General features: G+C 69.8%; 16 protein-coding genes. 10 read left to right on the plus strand and 6 right to left on the minus strand.

Annotated elements, in window-relative coordinates; all coding sequences use genetic code 11:
* Window positions 1–11 precede the first annotated feature (11 nt).
* Window positions 12–1,532, plus strand: a complete 1,521-nt coding sequence (locus tag ACN4JJ_RS16835; RefSeq protein ID WP_440711050.1) for an MFS transporter — start codon at window positions 12–14, stop codon at window positions 1,530–1,532.
* Here the strand turns inward: ACN4JJ_RS16835 and ACN4JJ_RS16840 are convergent.
* Entirely contained in the window at window positions 1,510–2,292 is a 783-nt protein-coding gene (locus ACN4JJ_RS16840; protein ID WP_440711051.1) for an SDR family oxidoreductase, read from the minus strand. The genes ACN4JJ_RS16835 and ACN4JJ_RS16840 overlap by 23 nt on opposite strands.
* Window positions 2,293–2,358: 66 nt before the next feature.
* Between ACN4JJ_RS16840 and ACN4JJ_RS16845 the strand changes: the two genes are divergently transcribed.
* From ACN4JJ_RS16845 to ACN4JJ_RS16870, 6 genes are all read left to right on the plus strand, one after another.
* Window positions 2,359–3,399: an acyltransferase family protein gene (locus ACN4JJ_RS16845; RefSeq protein WP_440711052.1), complete on the plus strand. Its 1,041-nt coding sequence runs from the start codon at window positions 2,359–2,361 to the stop codon at window positions 3,397–3,399.
* A 105-nt stretch (window positions 3,400–3,504) separates the two neighbouring features.
* Window positions 3,505–4,830, plus strand: coding sequence for a bifunctional o-acetylhomoserine/o-acetylserine sulfhydrylase (locus ACN4JJ_RS16850; RefSeq protein WP_440711053.1), 1,326 nt, complete (start codon window positions 3,505–3,507; stop codon window positions 4,828–4,830).
* Between the two features lie 134 nt (window positions 4,831–4,964).
* Window positions 4,965–6,170 (plus strand): homoserine O-acetyltransferase MetX, encoded by a 1,206-nt coding sequence (gene metX / locus ACN4JJ_RS16855; RefSeq protein ID WP_440711054.1) that lies wholly within the window; start codon window positions 4,965–4,967, stop codon window positions 6,168–6,170.
* Between the two features lie 255 nt (window positions 6,171–6,425).
* Window positions 6,426–7,589: a sensor histidine kinase gene (locus tag ACN4JJ_RS16860; protein WP_440711055.1), complete on the plus strand. Its 1,164-nt coding sequence runs from the start codon at window positions 6,426–6,428 to the stop codon at window positions 7,587–7,589.
* The gene (locus ACN4JJ_RS16865) at window positions 7,586–8,857 is read left to right on the plus strand and encodes a hypothetical protein (protein WP_440711056.1); all 1,272 of its coding nucleotides are present in this window, start codon (window positions 7,586–7,588) and stop codon (window positions 8,855–8,857) included. Before ACN4JJ_RS16860 ends, ACN4JJ_RS16865 begins: the two co-directional genes overlap by 4 nt.
* Window positions 8,858–8,884: 27 nt before the next feature.
* Window positions 8,885–9,589: a response regulator gene (locus tag ACN4JJ_RS16870; protein ID WP_440711057.1), complete on the plus strand. Its 705-nt coding sequence runs from the start codon at window positions 8,885–8,887 to the stop codon at window positions 9,587–9,589.
* Between the two features lie 54 nt (window positions 9,590–9,643).
* Here the strand turns inward: ACN4JJ_RS16870 and ACN4JJ_RS16875 are convergent, their stop codons facing one another.
* Entirely contained in the window at window positions 9,644–10,048 is a 405-nt protein-coding gene (locus ACN4JJ_RS16875) for a hypothetical protein (protein WP_440711058.1), read from the minus strand.
* A 107-nt stretch (window positions 10,049–10,155) separates the two neighbouring features.
* Here ACN4JJ_RS16875 and ACN4JJ_RS16880 point away from each other — a divergent pair, with 107 nt between their 5' ends.
* Window positions 10,156–11,199, plus strand: coding sequence for a cell wall-binding repeat-containing protein (locus ACN4JJ_RS16880; protein ID WP_440711059.1), 1,044 nt, complete (start codon window positions 10,156–10,158; stop codon window positions 11,197–11,199).
* Between the two features lie 18 nt (window positions 11,200–11,217).
* On the opposite strand, the gene ACN4JJ_RS16885 is transcribed toward ACN4JJ_RS16880, so the two are convergent.
* Both ACN4JJ_RS16885 and ACN4JJ_RS16890 read right to left on the minus strand, forming a co-directional pair.
* A complete protein-coding gene (locus tag ACN4JJ_RS16885; RefSeq protein ID WP_440711060.1) occupies window positions 11,218–11,556 on the minus strand; it encodes a thiamine-binding protein in 339 nt (112 codons plus the stop codon).
* Window positions 11,504–12,811: a glycosyltransferase 87 family protein gene (locus ACN4JJ_RS16890; RefSeq protein WP_440711061.1), complete on the minus strand. Its 1,308-nt coding sequence runs from the start codon at window positions 12,809–12,811 to the stop codon at window positions 11,504–11,506. The genes ACN4JJ_RS16885 and ACN4JJ_RS16890 overlap by 53 nt, the downstream gene beginning before the upstream one ends.
* 145 nt (window positions 12,812–12,956) lie before the next feature.
* On the opposite strand from ACN4JJ_RS16890, the gene ACN4JJ_RS16895 reads away from it, so the two are divergent.
* Entirely contained in the window at window positions 12,957–13,634 is a 678-nt protein-coding gene (locus ACN4JJ_RS16895; RefSeq protein ID WP_440711062.1) for a YceI family protein, read from the plus strand.
* Window positions 13,635–13,674: 40 nt separating this feature from the next.
* Here ACN4JJ_RS16895 and ACN4JJ_RS16900 read toward each other — a convergent pair whose 3' ends face one another.
* On the minus strand, window positions 13,675–14,547 hold the full coding sequence (locus ACN4JJ_RS16900; protein WP_440711063.1) for an ADP-dependent NAD(P)H-hydrate dehydratase: 873 nt from the start codon (window positions 14,545–14,547) through the stop codon (window positions 13,675–13,677).
* A gap of 108 nt (window positions 14,548–14,655) precedes the next feature.
* On the opposite strand from ACN4JJ_RS16900, the gene ACN4JJ_RS16905 reads away from it, so the two are divergent.
* Entirely contained in the window at window positions 14,656–15,765 is a 1,110-nt protein-coding gene (locus tag ACN4JJ_RS16905; protein WP_440711064.1) for an NADH:flavin oxidoreductase/NADH oxidase, read from the plus strand.
* A gap of 151 nt (window positions 15,766–15,916) precedes the next feature.
* Here the strand turns inward: ACN4JJ_RS16905 and ACN4JJ_RS16910 are convergent.
* Window positions 15,917–16,541: HNH endonuclease signature motif containing protein (locus tag ACN4JJ_RS16910; RefSeq protein WP_440711065.1), on the minus strand; the 625-nt coding region annotated here is incomplete at its 5' end.

A 16,541-nucleotide genomic window follows, 5' to 3' on the forward strand; every position in this document is an offset into this window, starting at 1 on the left:
AGCATCCGTTCATGACATCGCCGCCGCCTCCCGCCCGGGGCCTCCGCGCCGGAGTCGTCGGCGTCACCGCCTCGCTGATCGGCTTCCTGTTCCTGGTCGAGATCACCAGCGGCATCCTGCAGGGCTTCTACGTGCCGCTGATCCCCGATCTGGTGCAGCACCTCGGTATCCACGACGCCGACTTCAACTGGTTCGAGGCGGCGCAGCTGCTGCTCTCGGCGATCGTCGTGCCGATCCTCGCCAAGCTCGGCGACATGGTGGGGCACAAGCGGATGCTGCTGCTGGCGACCGTCCTGACGGCCGGCGCGAGCTGGTGGCTGGTGGCCGCCGGCGACTTCACCAGCTTCCTGATCGCCTGGGCGCTGCAGGGCTTCTACGTGGTGTGGCTTCCGCTGGAGATCGCGCTGATCTTCGACCGCGGCCGCCGCACCGGCCGCGCCGCCTCGCAGACCCGCCGCGCCGCGGGCCTGCTGGTGGTCGCCCTCGAGGCGGGCGCCATCATCGGCGCTCTCGCGAGCGGCGTGCTGTTCGGCGCCCTGAACGAGAACGTAGCGCTGACCCTCACGATCCCGGCCGTCGCGGTGACGCTGGTCTTCTTCGCCATCCTGTTCGGCGTTCCCGAGTCGACCCCGCAGCCCGGCCGCTCCCTCGACATCGTCGGCTTCACGATGCTCACCTTCGGGCTGCTGCTGATCACCAGCGGCCTGACCTTCCTACGCATCAACGGCCCCGGCGCCTGGTTCGTGTGGCTGCTGATCGCGCTCGGGGTGCTCGTGTTCATCCCGTTCGGCCGCTACGAGCTGCGGCAGAAGGATCCGGCGATCGACCTGCGGGTGCTCCGCCAGCCGTCGATGTGGCCGGTGCAGCTCACCGCGGGCCTGATCGGCATCAGCCTGCTCGGCGCGCAGGCACCGCTCAGTACCTTCGCCGGCACCGATCCGGTGAACGGCTACGGTCTCGGCCTCGGATCGTCGAGCCGGTCGATCCTGATCGGCGTGTATCTGCTCTCGATGATCATCGGTGCGCTGCTCTTCCCGCTCGCCTCCCGGCGGGCTAGCCCGCGGATCGCGCTGATCGGCGCGACCATCCTGGTGGCGGTCGGCTACGGCCTGTTCCTGCCGTTCCACCAGGAGACCTGGCAGGTCTTCACGAACATGTTCATCGCCGGGCTCGGTTCCGGCGCGCTCGTGGGCGCCCTGCCCGCGGCCGCCGCAGCCGCCGCCCCGATCGGGCAGACCGGCATCGCCGCCGGCCTGACGAACACCACCAAGACGATCGGCGGATCGTTCGCCTCGGCGGTGTTCGCGCTGGTGCTGTTCCAGGGCGCCTCGACGGCGGTGACCGCCACGGCGTCGAGCCTCTTCGGCTACATGACCGTGTGGGCGATCTGCGCCGGCGGCGCGGTCGTGGCCGCCGTGCTGCTGTTCTTCGTGCCCAAGCTGGCGTTCGCCGACGCCACCGTCCCCCTGGACGAGGCGCCGGCGACCGCCGATGCGGTCGGCGATCCGGCTAGCGGGCGTCCGGCGTCTTGACCTTCAGCTCGCCGCGCGCCACCTTGTAGGCGGCCGACTGGGCCACGGGCTTGATCACCACGAGGTCCAGGCTCACGTGCGGCGGCAGTTCGAGGGTCGCCACGATGGTCGCGGCCACGTCGTCGGCGGAGAGCGGATCGGGCACGTTCGCGTACACCGAGTCGGCCCGGCCCTGGTCGCCGCCGAAACGGTTGAGCGAGAACTCCTCCGTGTGCACCATGCCGGGGGCGATCTCCAGCACCCGGATCGGTTCACCGCTGAGCTCGAGGCGCAGCACGTCGAGCATCGCGTGCTCGGCGAACTTCGCGGCGTTGTACCCGCCGCCGCCCTCGTAGGAGACGTGGCCGGCGATCGAGGTGACCGTCATGATGTCGGCGCATCCGCCGGGCTGCACCGACGCCCGCAGCAGCGGCAGCAGAGCAGCGGTGACGCTCTTCACGGCCAGCACGTTGATCTCGAACATCCGGCGCCAGTCGTCGATCGAGCCGCCCTCGACGGGGTCGAGCCCGAAGGCGCCGCCGGCGTTGTTCACCAGGGTGCTGACGCCGCCCGTGGCCTCGAGGTTCACCCGCAGCGCCTCGACGTCGGCCTCGCTCGTGAGGTCGGCCACGAAGTAGGAGGCACCCGTCTCGTCGGCGAGCGCCCGGAGGCGATCCTCCCGGCGGGCGACCGCCACGACCTCCCAGTCGTGGGCGCGCAGCAGCCTCACCGTCGCTGCTCCGATGCCCGAACTCGCCCCTGTCACAACCGCGCGCTTCATCCGCGTCCCTTCGCCGGACCGGGACCTCCCCGGTCCCTTCCGTACCCACAAAGGTAGTCTGGAATGATGTCCGCCCCGCTCGCCCGCCCGAAGCGGGAGCCCCTGTGGGACAACGCGCGCTTCGTGGCGATCACCCTGGTCGTGGTCGGTCACGCCATCCTGAAACTCATCGCCGAGTCCGACACGGCGTACGGTGTGTACCTCTTCATCTACGCCTTCCACGTGCCGGTGTTCGTGGCCGTGGCCGGGTACTTCGCGAAGGCGGATGCGCCGGGGCCCAAGCAGCTGAAGCGGATCGTGACCGATCTCGTGCTCCCGTACCTGATCTTCGAGGCGATCTGGAGCGTCATCCAGTCCCTCGTCGACGGGCGGCCGCGGGTCGACTTCGCGAACCCCTCGTGGACCCTGTGGTTCCTGCTGGCACTGATCGTCTGGCGGGTCTCCCTCCCCTATCTCGCGCTGCTGCGGTACCCGCTGCTGATCTCGGTCGTCGTCTCGGTGGCGGCCGGGTATCTGCCCGGCATCGGCGGCGTCTTCGCGCTGGACCGCACGCTCGCCCTGCTGCCCTTCTTCGTGCTCGGCTGGAAGCTGCGGCAGCTGCCCTGGACGGCGATCTGGCTGGCGGCCTCGCAGCGCACGGTGTGGCTCGTGCGTGCCGGGTCGATCGTGCTGTTCGCCGCCCTCGCCCTGGTCATCGCCACGAACGTGCCGCTCTGGCGTGAGGTGAAGCTGCGACGGGTGCTGCTCTTCCAGCAGGCGTACCCGGATTTCGGCTACGACCAGTGGTGGGCGGGGGCACTGCGGCTCGGCGCCATCGCGCTGGCCGGGCTGCTCGTGCTGGCCTTCCTCACCCTGATGCCGCGACGCGGCACCTGGTTCTCGCCGCTCGGGCAGGCGACGCTGTACGTGTACCTGCTGCACACCTTCGTGCTCTACCCGATCCGGCAGAGCGGGATGCTCGACGGACCGCAGTCCGACCTGCTGCTGATCGGGATGATCCTGTTCAGCATCCTGCTCACCGTCGCGCTCTCGACGAATCCGGTGCGGCGGGTGTTCCGGCCGCTGGTCGAGCCGCACGCGGACTGGCTGTTCGCGCGACGCACCTGAGGGGGAAGACCCGCGTTACGCCCCGAGTCGGAGCCGATTGACCCCTCTCGCGCGGCGCACCTAACCTTCCCTCAGTCCTATCCCACGACTTTGAGGAAGAAGTCCATGAGCGACAACGCTGCGAACTGGAAGTTCGAGACCAAGCAGATCCACACCGGCGCCCAGCCCGACCCCACCACGAACGCCCGCGCCACGCCGATCTACCAGACCACCTCCTACGTCTTCGACAACGCCCAGCACGCGCAGAACCTGTTCGCGCTGGCCGAGTTCGGCAACATCTACACCCGCATCCAGAACCCCACGCAGAACGTGGTGGAGGAGCGCGTCGCGGCCCTCGAAGGCGGAACAGCAGCGCTGCTGGTCGCCTCGGGCCAGGCCGCCGAGACCTTCGCCGTGCTGAACATCGCCCAGGCCGGCGACCACATCGTGTCGTCGTCGTCGATCTACGGCGGAACGTACAACCTCTTCAAGTACACGCTGGCCAAGCTCGGCATCGAGACGACGTTCGTGGAGAACCAGGACGACGCCGAGGAGTGGCGCCGGGCCGTGCGCCCGAACACCAAGCTGTTCTTCGCCGAGACCATCGGCAACCCGAAGATCAACATCCTCGACATCGCGCTGGTGTCCGAGGTCGCGCACGCGAGCGGTGTGCCGCTGATCGTCGACAACACCATCGCGACGCCGTACCTGATCCGTCCGCTGGAGCACGGGGCGGACATCGTGGTGCACTCGGCCACCAAGTTCCTCGGCGGCCACGGCACCGTGATCGGCGGCATCATCGTCGACGGCGGAAAGTTCGAGTGGAGCAAGAACGTCGAGAAGTTCCCCGGCCTCACCGAGCCCGACCCCTCCTACCACGGCGCCAGCTACACTGGCGTGCTGGGCGACGGCATCGCCTACATCATCAAGGCGCGCGTGCAGCTGCTGCGCGACCTCGGCGCCTCGATCGCACCGGCCAGCGCCTGGCAGCTCATCCAGGGCATCGAGACCCTGTCGCTGCGGATCGAACGCCACGTGCAGAACGCCCAGGAGATCGCCGAGTGGCTCGACGAGCACGACGACATCGCCACCGTCTACTACGCCGGCCTGCCGTCGAGCCCCTGGTACGCGGCCGCGAACAAGTACGCCCCCAAGGGCGTCGGCGCCGTGCTCTCGTTCGAGCTGAAGGGCGGGGTGGATGCGGGACGCACCTTCGTCGACAGCCTCGAGCTCTTCAGCCACCTGGCCAACATCGGCGACGTGCGCTCGCTGGTCATCCACCCGGCCTCCACCACGCACTCCCAGCTGACCCCCGAGCAGCAGCTCACCACGGGTGTCACCCCGGGCCTGGTGCGCCTCTCGGTGGGCCTGGAGAACATCGACGACCTGAAGGCCGACCTCGAGACCGGCCTCGCGGCCGCCCGCGAAACGGTCCGCGCCAACGCGGTTTAACACGCACCACCCCAGCCGACCCGTCAGTTTGTCCCGCCTCCGCCTCGTCAGAGCGGGACCAACTGACGGGTCGCTGTCGTGTGGGGCGTAACAATGCCGTCGGGACTCCCGGGGCACGACAGAATTGACGTGTTATGGATTGGCAGACGAACGAGGACACGGTTCCCAGCGGCTTCATCAGCGACGCGCAGATCCGGTCGGTGCTCGGGAAGCCGCCGGCATCCGGAGCCTGGCGGGTGGGCGACCCCGTGGGGCGGCGCCGCTTCGCCGAGATCGGCGACTTCACGTTCCAGAGCGGCGAGGTCGTCCCTCGAGCCCGCATCGCCTACCAGACCTACGGCACCCTGTCGCCGGAGCGCGACAACGCGATCCTGGTGCTGCACGCCCTGACCGGCGACAGCAACCTCATCCACCCGGCCGAGCCCGGGCATCCGACCGACGGCTGGTGGCCGGGGCTCGTGGGCCCGGGGCTCCCTCTCGACACCGACCGCTGGTTCATCGTCGCCCCCAACATGCTGGGCGGCTGCCAGGGCAGCACCGGGCCCTCCTCGATCGCGCCCGACGCCGTGGAGTGGGGCGCGCGCTTCCCGTTCACCACCATCGCCGACCAGGTCGTGGCGCAGCACGCCCTGGCCCACGCCATCGGCATCGAGCACTGGTTCGCCGTGGTCGGCGGCTCGATGGGCGGGATGCAGGTGCTCGAGTGGGCCGTGCGCTATCCCGACGAGATGGACAGGGTGGCGATCATCGCCGCGCCTGCCATGAGCTCGGCCGACCAGATCGCGCTCAACTCGGTGCAGGTGCAGGTCATCCGCGCCGATCCGTTCTTCCAGGACGGCCAGTACTACGACGCCCCCGACGGCGAGGGCCCGCACCAGGGTCTGGCGCTGGCGAGGCGGATGGCACTGCTGAACTACCGCAGCCCGAGCGAGCTGAACGACCGCTTCCAGCGCAGCTGGCAGAGCGGCATCAGTCCGCTGGGGGGCGGCGGTCGTTTCGCCGTCGAGTCCTACCTCGACTTCCACGGCAACAAGTTCACCCGCCGTTTCGACGCCAACACCTACATCACCCTCGTCGAGGCGATGAACTCGCACGACATCGGGCGTGGCCGCGCGGGCGTGATCGCCGCCCTCGAGTCGGTGCAGGCCAAAGCCCTGATCGTGGGCATCGATAGCGACAGGCTGTTCCCCGTCGGAGACCAGGAGCTGATCGCGGCCCACGTGCCGGGGAACATCGACGGTACGCGCCCGATCGTGATCGAGTCGAAGTTCGGCCACGACGGCTTCCTGATCGAGTTCGACCTGGTGGGCCGGGAGATCTCGCGCCTGCTCGCGCTCTGAGCACGAAAAAGCGGCCGGGGAGCGGCGCTGAGCTCGCTCCCCGGCCAATTCCCCCCGGATCTGGTTCGAGTTTACCGACACCTGTCGATAGACCAACTCCCCAATTCAGGGGGCAGCGCTAACACGGGATCTGTGCAACGCGGGCGATGCCTGCCCGCTCCGCGACCGCCGGTGCCGCATGGTCGCGCTATCATGCAGAAATGCCGTTGCGACATCCACTGCGTGCGGTGAACTGATGCCCAGAGCGGTGAACTGATGCCCAGAACGGATCGCGAACGCCGCAAGCTGCTGAACCGCACCTCCCGCAGTCTCGGGCTCCTGTTCACCGGCGCCTCGTTCGTCAGCATCCTGGTGCCCAACCTCGCCCACCTCGGCGACTACGGCCTCAACCTGGCCCTGATGGCGCTCACCGCGTTCGGGTTCTCGCTGGTCGGCAACAGCCGCTCGCTGCTCTGGCCGGGCGTCACCTACCTGCTCGGGGTGGCCACCCTCGCGAGCTTCCTGCTCCCGGGCGACGCCATCGACGACATCCCCACCACCAGTGGGCTCACCTTCTTCGCCTCCACCGCCATCCCCTCGCTGATCGCCACCATCTCGGCGTCCCCCCGGCTGCTCTGGCTGGTGCTGCCCGCCTACGTTCCGGTGCTGGCCCTGGCCACCATCGCCACCTGGCAGAGCGGGCGGGCCGCGTTCGTGATCGCCTCGATCGTGGTGGGCTGGGTGGCCCTGTTCGTGGCCGCCACCTGGTTGTCGGCGAGCCTGCGGCGCGCCTTCGCCGGCATGGCCCGGCTCGGACGGGCGCACGCGGTCGAGCGGCAGGCGAGCGAGATCGAGGCGCAGCGCCGCCACGGCGCACGCCTGCTGCACGACACGGTGCTGGCCACCCTCACGCTGCTCGCGCACTCCGGTATCGGCGTGAGCCCGGATGCCCTGCGCAACCAGGCGGGCGAGGATGCCCGGCTGCTGCGCCAGCTGCGCCTCGGCGGCACCCCGATGCCGCGCTCCTCCGGCGGATACACCCTGGAGCCGGTCGAGACGAGCGACCTCGGCCACACCCTCGAGTCGGTCAAGCAGCGGTTCGGGCGGATGGGCCTGGAGGTCGCGTGGCACGGATCCGGGCAGATCCTGCTGCCGAGCCATGTGCTCGACGCCTTCCTGCTGTCGCTGTCGGAGTGCCTCGAGAACGTGCGCCGGCACGCCGAGGTCGGCTCCGCCGACGTCACCATCACCGAAGACGATCAGACGGTGAGGGCCATGGTGACCGATTCCGGAGTCGGCTTCGATCTGCAGTCGGTCGACGTGGGGCGGCTGGGACTGGCCGAATCCGTGATCGCCCGCATCAACGACGTCGGCGGCAAGGTGCGCGTGTTCTCCTCGCCCGGATCCGGCACCACCGTCGTGCTCGAGGTGCCCAAGTGAGCGGCGTCCCGGAGGGCCGCCGGCCGCGCGCCACCGACAACGGCGTGCTGACCGAGATGATCCGGGCACGCCGGGCGGGCCCGCGGGCGGTCGACGCCCTGCGCCAGGACATCCAGCGCGACTCCCGGCTCGGGATCGGCTATCTCGGCATCGGTGCGGTCATCGTGGGGCTCATCCTGATCGTGCGCGGTCTGGTCTCGTTCGGCTGGACCTGGGAGGTCAACGACTGGCTGCTCGGCTCGCTGATCGGCTGGATCGTCGTCGTGCTCGCCTTCGGGGCGGCCGTGCTGACCGCTCGTCGCGGGCGGGGTGTGCTGCCGCTCTGGGCCTTCGCCGGCGTGCTGGCGGCCGACTCGGTCGCCCTCGCGCTGGACTACATCGCCCTGATGCACAGCGAGCCCACCGCGAGCTACGTGACGGTGACCATCGGGATCGGTGCCACCATGCTGGCGTGCGTCACCTTCCGCCCCACGAACAACGTGCTGATCGCCGTCTGCGGGCTCACCGTGGTGCAGCTGGTGATGCTCGGCGTGCTGGAAGTCTCCACGCCGGGCACCGCGGCACTGGGCATCTCCTCGGTGGTGCTCACCGTCGCCCCGGCGTTCGCCGGCATCGTCATCGTGCGCTCGTTCGGCGACCTGGTGCAGCGGGAACTGGACCGGACCGTGGCCGAGAGCACCATCAGTGCTCCCCGCTACGGCCTCGGGCTGCTGGCATCCGAAGAGCTCGCCCTGCTCGACCTCGCCGCCGAGGAACTGCTGCAAGACGTGGCGACCGGCCGGGCCGCGCTGCCGCTGGACAAGTCGCTGTCCTCGAAGGCGTCGATGCTGGCCACCGACCTGCGCCGGTTGCTGGTGGCGGGCCGCCGGGAGACCTGGCTGAAGCACGCCACCACCGAGTCGGCCGTGCTCGGCGATGCCGTCGTGCTGCACGACGCCGACGGGCTGGCCGGCTACCTGGAGCCCCCTCAGCGGGACGGGCTGCTCTCGGCGCTCTGGCTGATCGTCGACGAATCCGGGCGCTACGCCCCGCGCATCGAGGTGTCGATGGGGCGGCCGAGTTCCGCGAACGGCGGGGTGCCTGCCGATAGGATGGTGCTGCCGATAGTCCTCTCGATCGACGGCATACCCCGCCGCCGAATCGATCCCGCTGTCTGGTCGGCGCTGTCGCGGGTCGGCCGGTACTCCTTGGAGACTCGTACCGGCAGACTGCGGGTCAGCGTCGATGCCCACGTCGTCGTGCCGGATGCCTCGCGGTCCGACCTATGAAGTGCGACCTATGAAGAAGGAGCCCCAGTGACGATCGAGCGGGACCCGATCCGTTTGGCCATCGTCGACGACCACCGCATGCTGCTCGGTGCACTCACCGAGTGGATCCGCGGAGCCGCCGACGACATCAGCATGGTGGCGGCCGTGACGACCTGGCCGGACCTGTTGACGCATCCGGAGTTCCCGGTCGACGTGGTGCTGCTCGACCTCGACCTGAAGGACCAGCTGCCCGTCTCGGTGAAGCTGCGCGCCCTGAAGTCGGCGGGGGTCAAGACCGTGCTGATGAGCACCTACTCCGAGCCGGTCGTGGTGCGCGAGGCGATCGCCGCGGGTGCGCTGGGCTACCTGGTGAAGAGCGAGGAGGCCGACATGATCGTCGAGGCCATCCGCGCCGCCTCGGTGGGCGACAGCTTCATCTCCACCGAGCTCGATCTCGCCCTCGCGGCCGACGACCTCGACGCCTCGCCGCGCCTCAGCGCGCAGGAGCGTCGTGTGATGGCCCTGTACGGCGGCGGCGAGCCCGTGAAGCAGGTGGCGAAGGCCCTCGACATCTCCGAGGAGACCGCCAAGTCGTACCTCAAGCGGATCCGCGAGAAGTACCGTGTGGTGGGCATCGACGTCGGCACCAAGGTCGCCCTGCGCAAGCGTGCCATCCAAGACGGCCTGCTCCCCCGCGACGAGTACCTCACCAACCCGCAGCCCGACGACGACCAGCCGCTCCCCATCAACTGACGGCGTGATCCTGCCTGCGGCGGAGTGCTGCCCCGCGCGGGCCGGTAACCGGCATCAGTGCGCGAGCCGTGCCCTGAAGTCGGCCACCGGATCGCTCGCTGCGAGCATCGCCGTTCCCGCACGCAGCATGACCACGGTCGTCTCGTCCCACCCGCTACCGCTCCACCTCGAGCTGCGTGCGGCGATGCCTGCTCGTTCCCAGAGGAGCTCGACCTCGTGCACGAGCTGAATGGTCAGCCCCAGCGGCTGAGTGTTCCGCTGGCCACCGAGGAAGCTGTGGGATCCGATCCCCGGTACGGCGTAGCCACCGAGTGACGCGAGTGCCCGCTGAAGCTCTGGGAGGCTCCGCTCCGGAAGGGGCCAGAGCGCGAGGGGCGAGTACACCGTGACGAACAGGCGCGCCGCCAGTTCTGAGGGGTCGGCATTCCAGAGCCCTTCCGGGCCGGCATAGGGACTCACGATTCGGCACTCCTCTTCGGTGCGGCGTGGTGATTCGCACTGTGACACGCAGGCCGCTCTGGGAAGGATACTCGGACAATCGCGTAAACGCGACGTATTCTCATTTCATGAAACTTCTGACCTACCGAATCTCCGCCTGCGTGGTCATCGTGGGCGCTCTGCTCTGCACGGCTCTCCCCTCAGCGGCATCCGCCGAGGCCGGGATACCACCACAGGCGAGTGTCGGAGCCGCGGCGCAGGTGGAGCAGCGCATGGCCATCGAGCGGATCGGCGGTGGGGATCGGTACGAGGTGTCGGCCGCCCTCTCGGCCGAGACGTTCTCGCCCGGCGTGCCCGTGGTCGGCATCGTGTCGGGTGCGGTGTTCAGCGATGCGCTGTCGGCGTCGGCGGCCGTGGGCGTCGAGGGCGGCGGCGTGCTCCTCGTCACACGGGACGGCATCCCCCCGGTGGTCGCGGCCGAGCTCGGGCGGCTGAAGCCGGCGGCGATCGTGATCGTGGGAGGACCCACGACGGTCTCCCCCGCGGTCGAGACCGCCCTCGCGGTGTACGCCCCCGTCGTGCAGCGCATCGCCGGAGCGGATCGCTACGCGGTGTCTGCGGCCGTCGCCGAGGCCGCCTTCGCCCGCCAGCCCCCGATCGCCTACGTGGCCTCGGGAGAGACCTTTCCGGATGCGTTGTCGGGCGGCGCTGCGGCCGGCCACGGTCGCGGCCCCCTCCTCCTGACGGGCCACGACGCCGTTCCCGCCGACGTGCTGGCCTACCTGACGCGCACCAAGCCGCGGACCATCGTGGTGCTGGGCGGGGTGAACAGCGTGTCGGATGCGGTGTTCGGCCAGCTGAACGCCATCGCGCCGGTCATCCGGATCGCGGGCGCCGACCGCTTCGAGGTGTCGGCGGGCGTCTCGGCCACGACGGTCGCCGACGGGAGCGGTCCGCACGTCTACATCGCGTCGGGAGCCGGCTTCGCCGACGCCCTATCGGGCGGCCCGGCCGCGATCCACGCCGACGGACCGCTGCTGCTGGTTCAGAAGGACTCCATCCCGGCCAGCGTCGCCGCCGAACTGACGCGGATGAACACCTCCCGCATCACCGTACTGGGCGGGGAGGACTCCGTCTCCGCCGCCACGATGGCCGCGTTGGGCAGGCTCTGAGGCCCGATGCTCTGAGGCCTATTCGGCCGGCGGTTTCTCGCGTCGAACGAGTGCGGCCTCGAGACGCTCGACCTTGCCCTCGAGCTCGCCGGTGCGGTCGCCGCGGATGTCGGCCTTCAGCACGAGCGAGACGCGCGGCCCGTAGGCCTGGATCGCCTCCGTGGCGCGCCGCACCACGTCGAACACCTCGTCCCAAGTGCCCTCGATGGTGGTGAACATCGAGTCGGTGGAGTTCGGCAGGCCCGAGGAGCGCACCACTTCGACCGCCGCGGCGACCGCATCGTGCAGGCTCGCGCCGTCGGGGTCACCGCTCTGCGACGGCCCGCCGGAAGGTGCCACGGAAAAGGCCACCAGCATGCTCATCCACCTCTCTCGGGCTCACCCCTCGCGGGGACTTCCTACTCTGCCACAGCATCACCACGGCGACCCCGAGCATCACGACCGAGAGCAGGTTGCGCAGGGTCAGCACACCGAGCATCAGCGGGTCGAGCCCCAGCACCCAGTCGTAGGCGATCGGATAGATCACCTGTGTCAGCGCACCCATCACGAAGGCCATCATCGCCGGGAGGAAGAACCGCCGGCCCTGCGTGACGATGCCCAGGATGATCGGGGCCGACAGCCACACCATGAACTGCGGCGATCCCACCTTGTTGAACACGATCAGGGCCGCGACGAGCGCCAGGGCGAGCGGCGGCAGCACGACGGTGGAGGCGGCGCCCGTGCGCACCACGAACACGGCGAGCACGAGGATGGCGGCGACCGCGACGACGAGCAGCGGCGTCATCAGCATCGCGGCGACGTCGCTACCGGGGCCGGTGACCTGGAAGGTGAGGATCTCGTGGTCGTAGTACACCCGTGTGCGGTCGCCGAAGAAGGCGAGCCACATCCAGAGCGCCGAGACGGGTGCCTCGACCTGCATCCCCCGCCCGGTCTGCTCGGTCACGAAGCTGAAGGCGTTCAGGCCGGAGCCGAATGCCAGGGCGCCGACCGCCACGCCCACGAGGGTGATCAGCGCGCCGACCGCCACCCGCAGGCGCCGGCGCATCGCGATCACGGCGGCGGCGATCAGGGCGGCGGGCCAGACCTTCACCCAGGTGGCCAAGCCCAGCAGCACGCCGGCGAGGGCGGGCCGGTTGCGGACGACCAGCAGGCCCGCGATCACCAGGTCGACGGTGAAGATGTCGATCCGGCCGACCGAGACCGGGCCGATCAGCAGCAGGAACGCCAGCCACCACCAGGCGGCGACGATCCGCAGGCCGTGCCCGGCGGCGGAGCTCTCGCCGCGGGAGCTCCGGGTGATCAGGAACGCGAAGATCGCGGCATCCGCGAGGCTGACCATGAGCATCCAGCCGATGCCGTAGAGGCCCGGCCCGAGAACGAGGGAGGCGAGCATCGGGAGGAACGCCAGGATGGGGTACACCCACGGGCCGTCGATGCCGAGGCGGTAGCCGTCGAGCGACTGCTGCACCCAGGGCAGGTAGACGTTGGTGACGTCGCCGAACGGCAGGTTCGGGTGGTTCAGTCCCACCCAGCCCAGCCACAGGTGGGTCAGCGCGAACGCCGACCAGAGGACGACGGGCCGGTTAGCGAGTCGTCGCACACGTGTCAGCACGTGGGTCAGCATAGTGGGCGCACTCTGAATGCACGGTGTCCGAAGATGCAGGTCGCATTCCGGCGGTTCCCAGGGATCGACCACCTTCGCTTGCTTGACTGGGCAGCATCGCCGATCCGAAAGCGCCCCGATCCGAAAGCGCCCTGTGAAGAACTCCGTCAAGTACGTCGTCGCCCTCATCGCGGGCGCGGCCGCTGTGGGTGCCGTCGCGGTGGTGGCGATGCCCATCCTCGGGCGCAGCATGGCTCTGGACTCCGCGGCCACGATGCAGCAGATCGTACCCACGGTGGTCGGCAGCCCGGCCGATGACGTGGCCGGTGCGGCGAACACGACCAGCAGCTGGCAGATCGATCCCTCCTCCTGGGTGGAATACCGGCTTAGTGCGGCGGGCGAGCAGCTCGTGAGCGGCAGCACCTCCGACATCTCGGGCATGATCGGGCGCACCGCCGACGCGGTCACCGAGGCCGAGTTCATGGTCGATCTCTCGACCCTCTCCGGCGAGGATCCGGCTCAGGATCTGGTGTTGCGTGGCCTGATCGCCGCGACCGGTGGCAACTCGACCGCGACCTTCGTGCTCACCCAGCCGATCCCCTTGGAGACCGAGGGCGGCGACGACGAGACGGTCCCGGTGTCGGGCATCCTGACCGTGCGAGGAGTGAGCAACTCCGTGTCGCTCGATGCCCTGCTCGAGACCGACGGCGAGACGGTGACGCTCTCCGGCAGCATCCCGGTCGACCTGGCGGACTACGGCATCACCGTGCCGGGTGCCGCGTCGGGTCGCTCGACCATCGAGGTCTCGCTCACCGCCGCCCCGGTCGAGTAAGAAGGTCGCTGCCAGGCGTCGAGCCCGTCGCGCCGGTTCCTCAGTCGTCGATGCCGCTGATCAGCCTCGCGATCACGCGCGGCACCGACGCCGCGATGTCGGAGGCCACAATCGGCCCGCCGTGCGAGGCCCGTTCGGCGGCCCAGGCGTGCACGTAGGCAGCGGTGGCGGCCAGGGCGACCAGGCGCTGCGGATCGGCCGCCTCCTCGGCATGGGTGGCGATGACGGCCCCGAGGATGCCTCCCAGCACGTCGCCCGACCCCGCGGTCGCGGCCCAGCTCGAGGGGGCCTCGATGCGGGCGCCGATCCGTTCGCCGTCGCGTAAAGGCGAGCAGACGTGGGTGGTGCGGCCCTTGAGCAGCACCACCAGGCCGGTGGCGTCGGCCGCCCGTTCGGCCCAGTGGGCGGGGTCGGCCTGCACCGCGGCACGGTCGACGGTGATGCCGTGGACCCCGAGCACCCCGACAAGTTCGCCGGCGTGCGGAGTGATAACAGCAGGCCCGGTGACGGAGCCCAGCAGGTCGAGGGCGCCCGCATCCACCACGATCGGGGCGCCGTCGGTGAAGGCGGCGGTGAGTCGCTCGCGGTCGTCGTCGCTTCGGGTGGCGGCGCTCATCCCCGAGCCGACGAGCCAGGCCTGGACGCGGCCGGATGCGGTGACGGCCTCGGGTCGGGCCTGCAGCACGAACCGGCTCGCGGTGTCGGGGCCGAGGTAGCGGACCATGCCGAGGCCCGTGCGCGCCGCCGCCTCGACGCCGAGGACGGCGGCACCCGGGAACTCGTCGGATCCGGTGACCACGCCCAGCACGCCCCGGGAGTATTTGTCGTCGTCGGCCCCCGGTGCGGTGAAGCACTCGGCCGCCGCCAGTTCGGTCCAGTCGCGCCAGTCGGTGTCGGATGCCTGCTCGCTCATGACTCCACGATAGGACGAGCGGCCGACAGGGGCTCGTCGTCCAAGGACGATAATCGAAGGACACCCCCGATGCCCTTCCACCCCCGATGCCCTTCCGAAAGGCTGCGCGTGCCCGACTCCGCTCTCTTCACCCCTCTCACTCTCCGCTCGGTCACGACGCGCAACCGCATCTGGGTCGCCCCCATGTGCCAGTACTCGGCGGAGCAGCGTGACGGGATGCCCGGCGACTGGCACTTCGCGCACCTCGCCTCCTTCGCGGTCGGCGGTGCCGGCCTGATCCTCACCGAGGCCACCGCCGTGTCGCCCGAGGGCCGCATCTCGCCCGAAGACCTGGGAATCTGGAACGACGACCAGCGCGATGCGTTCACCCGGATCACCGCGTTCCTGCGCGGCCAGGGCGCGATTCCCGGCATCCAGCTCGCCCACGCCGGCCGGAAGGCGTCGACGTACCGCACCTGGAGCCCCGTGCAGGGCACGGTGCCGGTGAGCGAGGGCGGCTGGCAGACCGTCGGCCCTTCTGCGCTGGCGTTCACCGGATACGACGTGCCGCTCGCCCTCACCGTCGAGCAGATCGCCGGTGTGGTCGAGGACTTCCGGGTGGCCTCGCGTCGTGCCCTCGAGGCCGGTTTCGAGGTGATCGAGATCCACGCGGCGCACGGCTATCTGGTGCACCAGTTCCTCTCCCCCGCGTCGAACGAGCGCACGGACGAATACGGCGGCTCTCTGGAGAACCGCGCCCGATTGCTGCTGGAGATCGTGCGCGCCGTGCGCGCCGAGGTGGGCGAGGACGTGCCGCTGTTCGTGCGCCTGTCGGCGACCGACTGGCTCGACGAGCCCGGTGACGGTGAGGATGCCGCCCCGTGGAACCAGGAGCAGACCGCGACGGTCGCGGCCTGGGCGCAGGATGCCGGTGCCGATCTGTTCGACATCTCGACCGGGGGCAACGTGCGGGGCGTGCGGATCCCGGTCGGTCCGCTGTACCAGGTCCCCTTCGCCGAGTATGTGAAGGAGAACGCCGAGGCGCCCGTCGCAGCGGTCGGTCTGATCACGACCCCTCAGGAGGCGGAGGAGATCGTGGCCTCCGGCCGTGCGGACGCGGTCTTTCTGGCCCGCGAACTGCTCCGCGACCCGCACTTCGCCCTTCGTGCCGCCACGGAGCTCGGTGTGGACATCGACTACTGGCCCGCCCCCTACGAGCGCGCCCGCCCGCGTCGCTAGCCTCCGTGCCGCTGACGCCCGCCGCCGAACTTCCGGACGTAGAACGGGCACCGAATTCATTCCGCACGCCATTCATTCCGCACGCCGAGCTCACCCTGCGCATTCGAAGTCGGCCCGGGCGAGCGAGATCTGCCTAGGCACCTGGTTCTGATCACGCGTTTGACCAGTCGAGCGCTTCGGCGGGCAGGGTCGGTTGCTCGTCGACGGGGTGGAAAGTGGGTGACGGTGGCGGTGACTCGAGGTCGGCCGGCGGGCTTTCCGGCCGGCTCGGACTCTCGGGCCAGGGTGGGTGGGCTGGGTTCGCGGGCTCGGTGACGTGCACCCGCCCGATCGGGGATGTCCACCGCAAATCCCGGCCCGGTAGGGCTTCGACTGTCCAGTCGGATTCGTGTTTGAAGTGGTGATGTTTCGGGCACAGGCTCGCGAGGTTGCCGTGGGAGGTTTCGCCGCCTTCGGCCCAGGCGTGGACGTGGTCCAGTTCGCAGCGTTGCGCCCGCCTCCGGCAGCCCGGGAACCGACACGTCTCATCCTCAATCGTGAGAGCAAGTCGCAGGTCGGCGGGGATGCGGTAGCTTTCCCGCCCGACCGAGAGGGTGTGGCCGGTGACCGGGTCGGTCAACCAGCGAGTCACGCTCGGCGCCTGCGCCGTCAACCGGCGAGCCGTCACCGGATCAATCGGACCATACCCATGCAACTCAGCCGGCTGTTCGGTGTGGCCAAGGAGTGACAGGGCGGGAACGGTAAGGATCACCTGCGGGCGAATACCCCGCCCCGCA

It is taken from the genome of Herbiconiux dendrobii (assembly GCF_052048175.1).
GTDB lineage: Bacteria > Actinomycetota > Actinomycetes > Actinomycetales > Microbacteriaceae > Herbiconiux.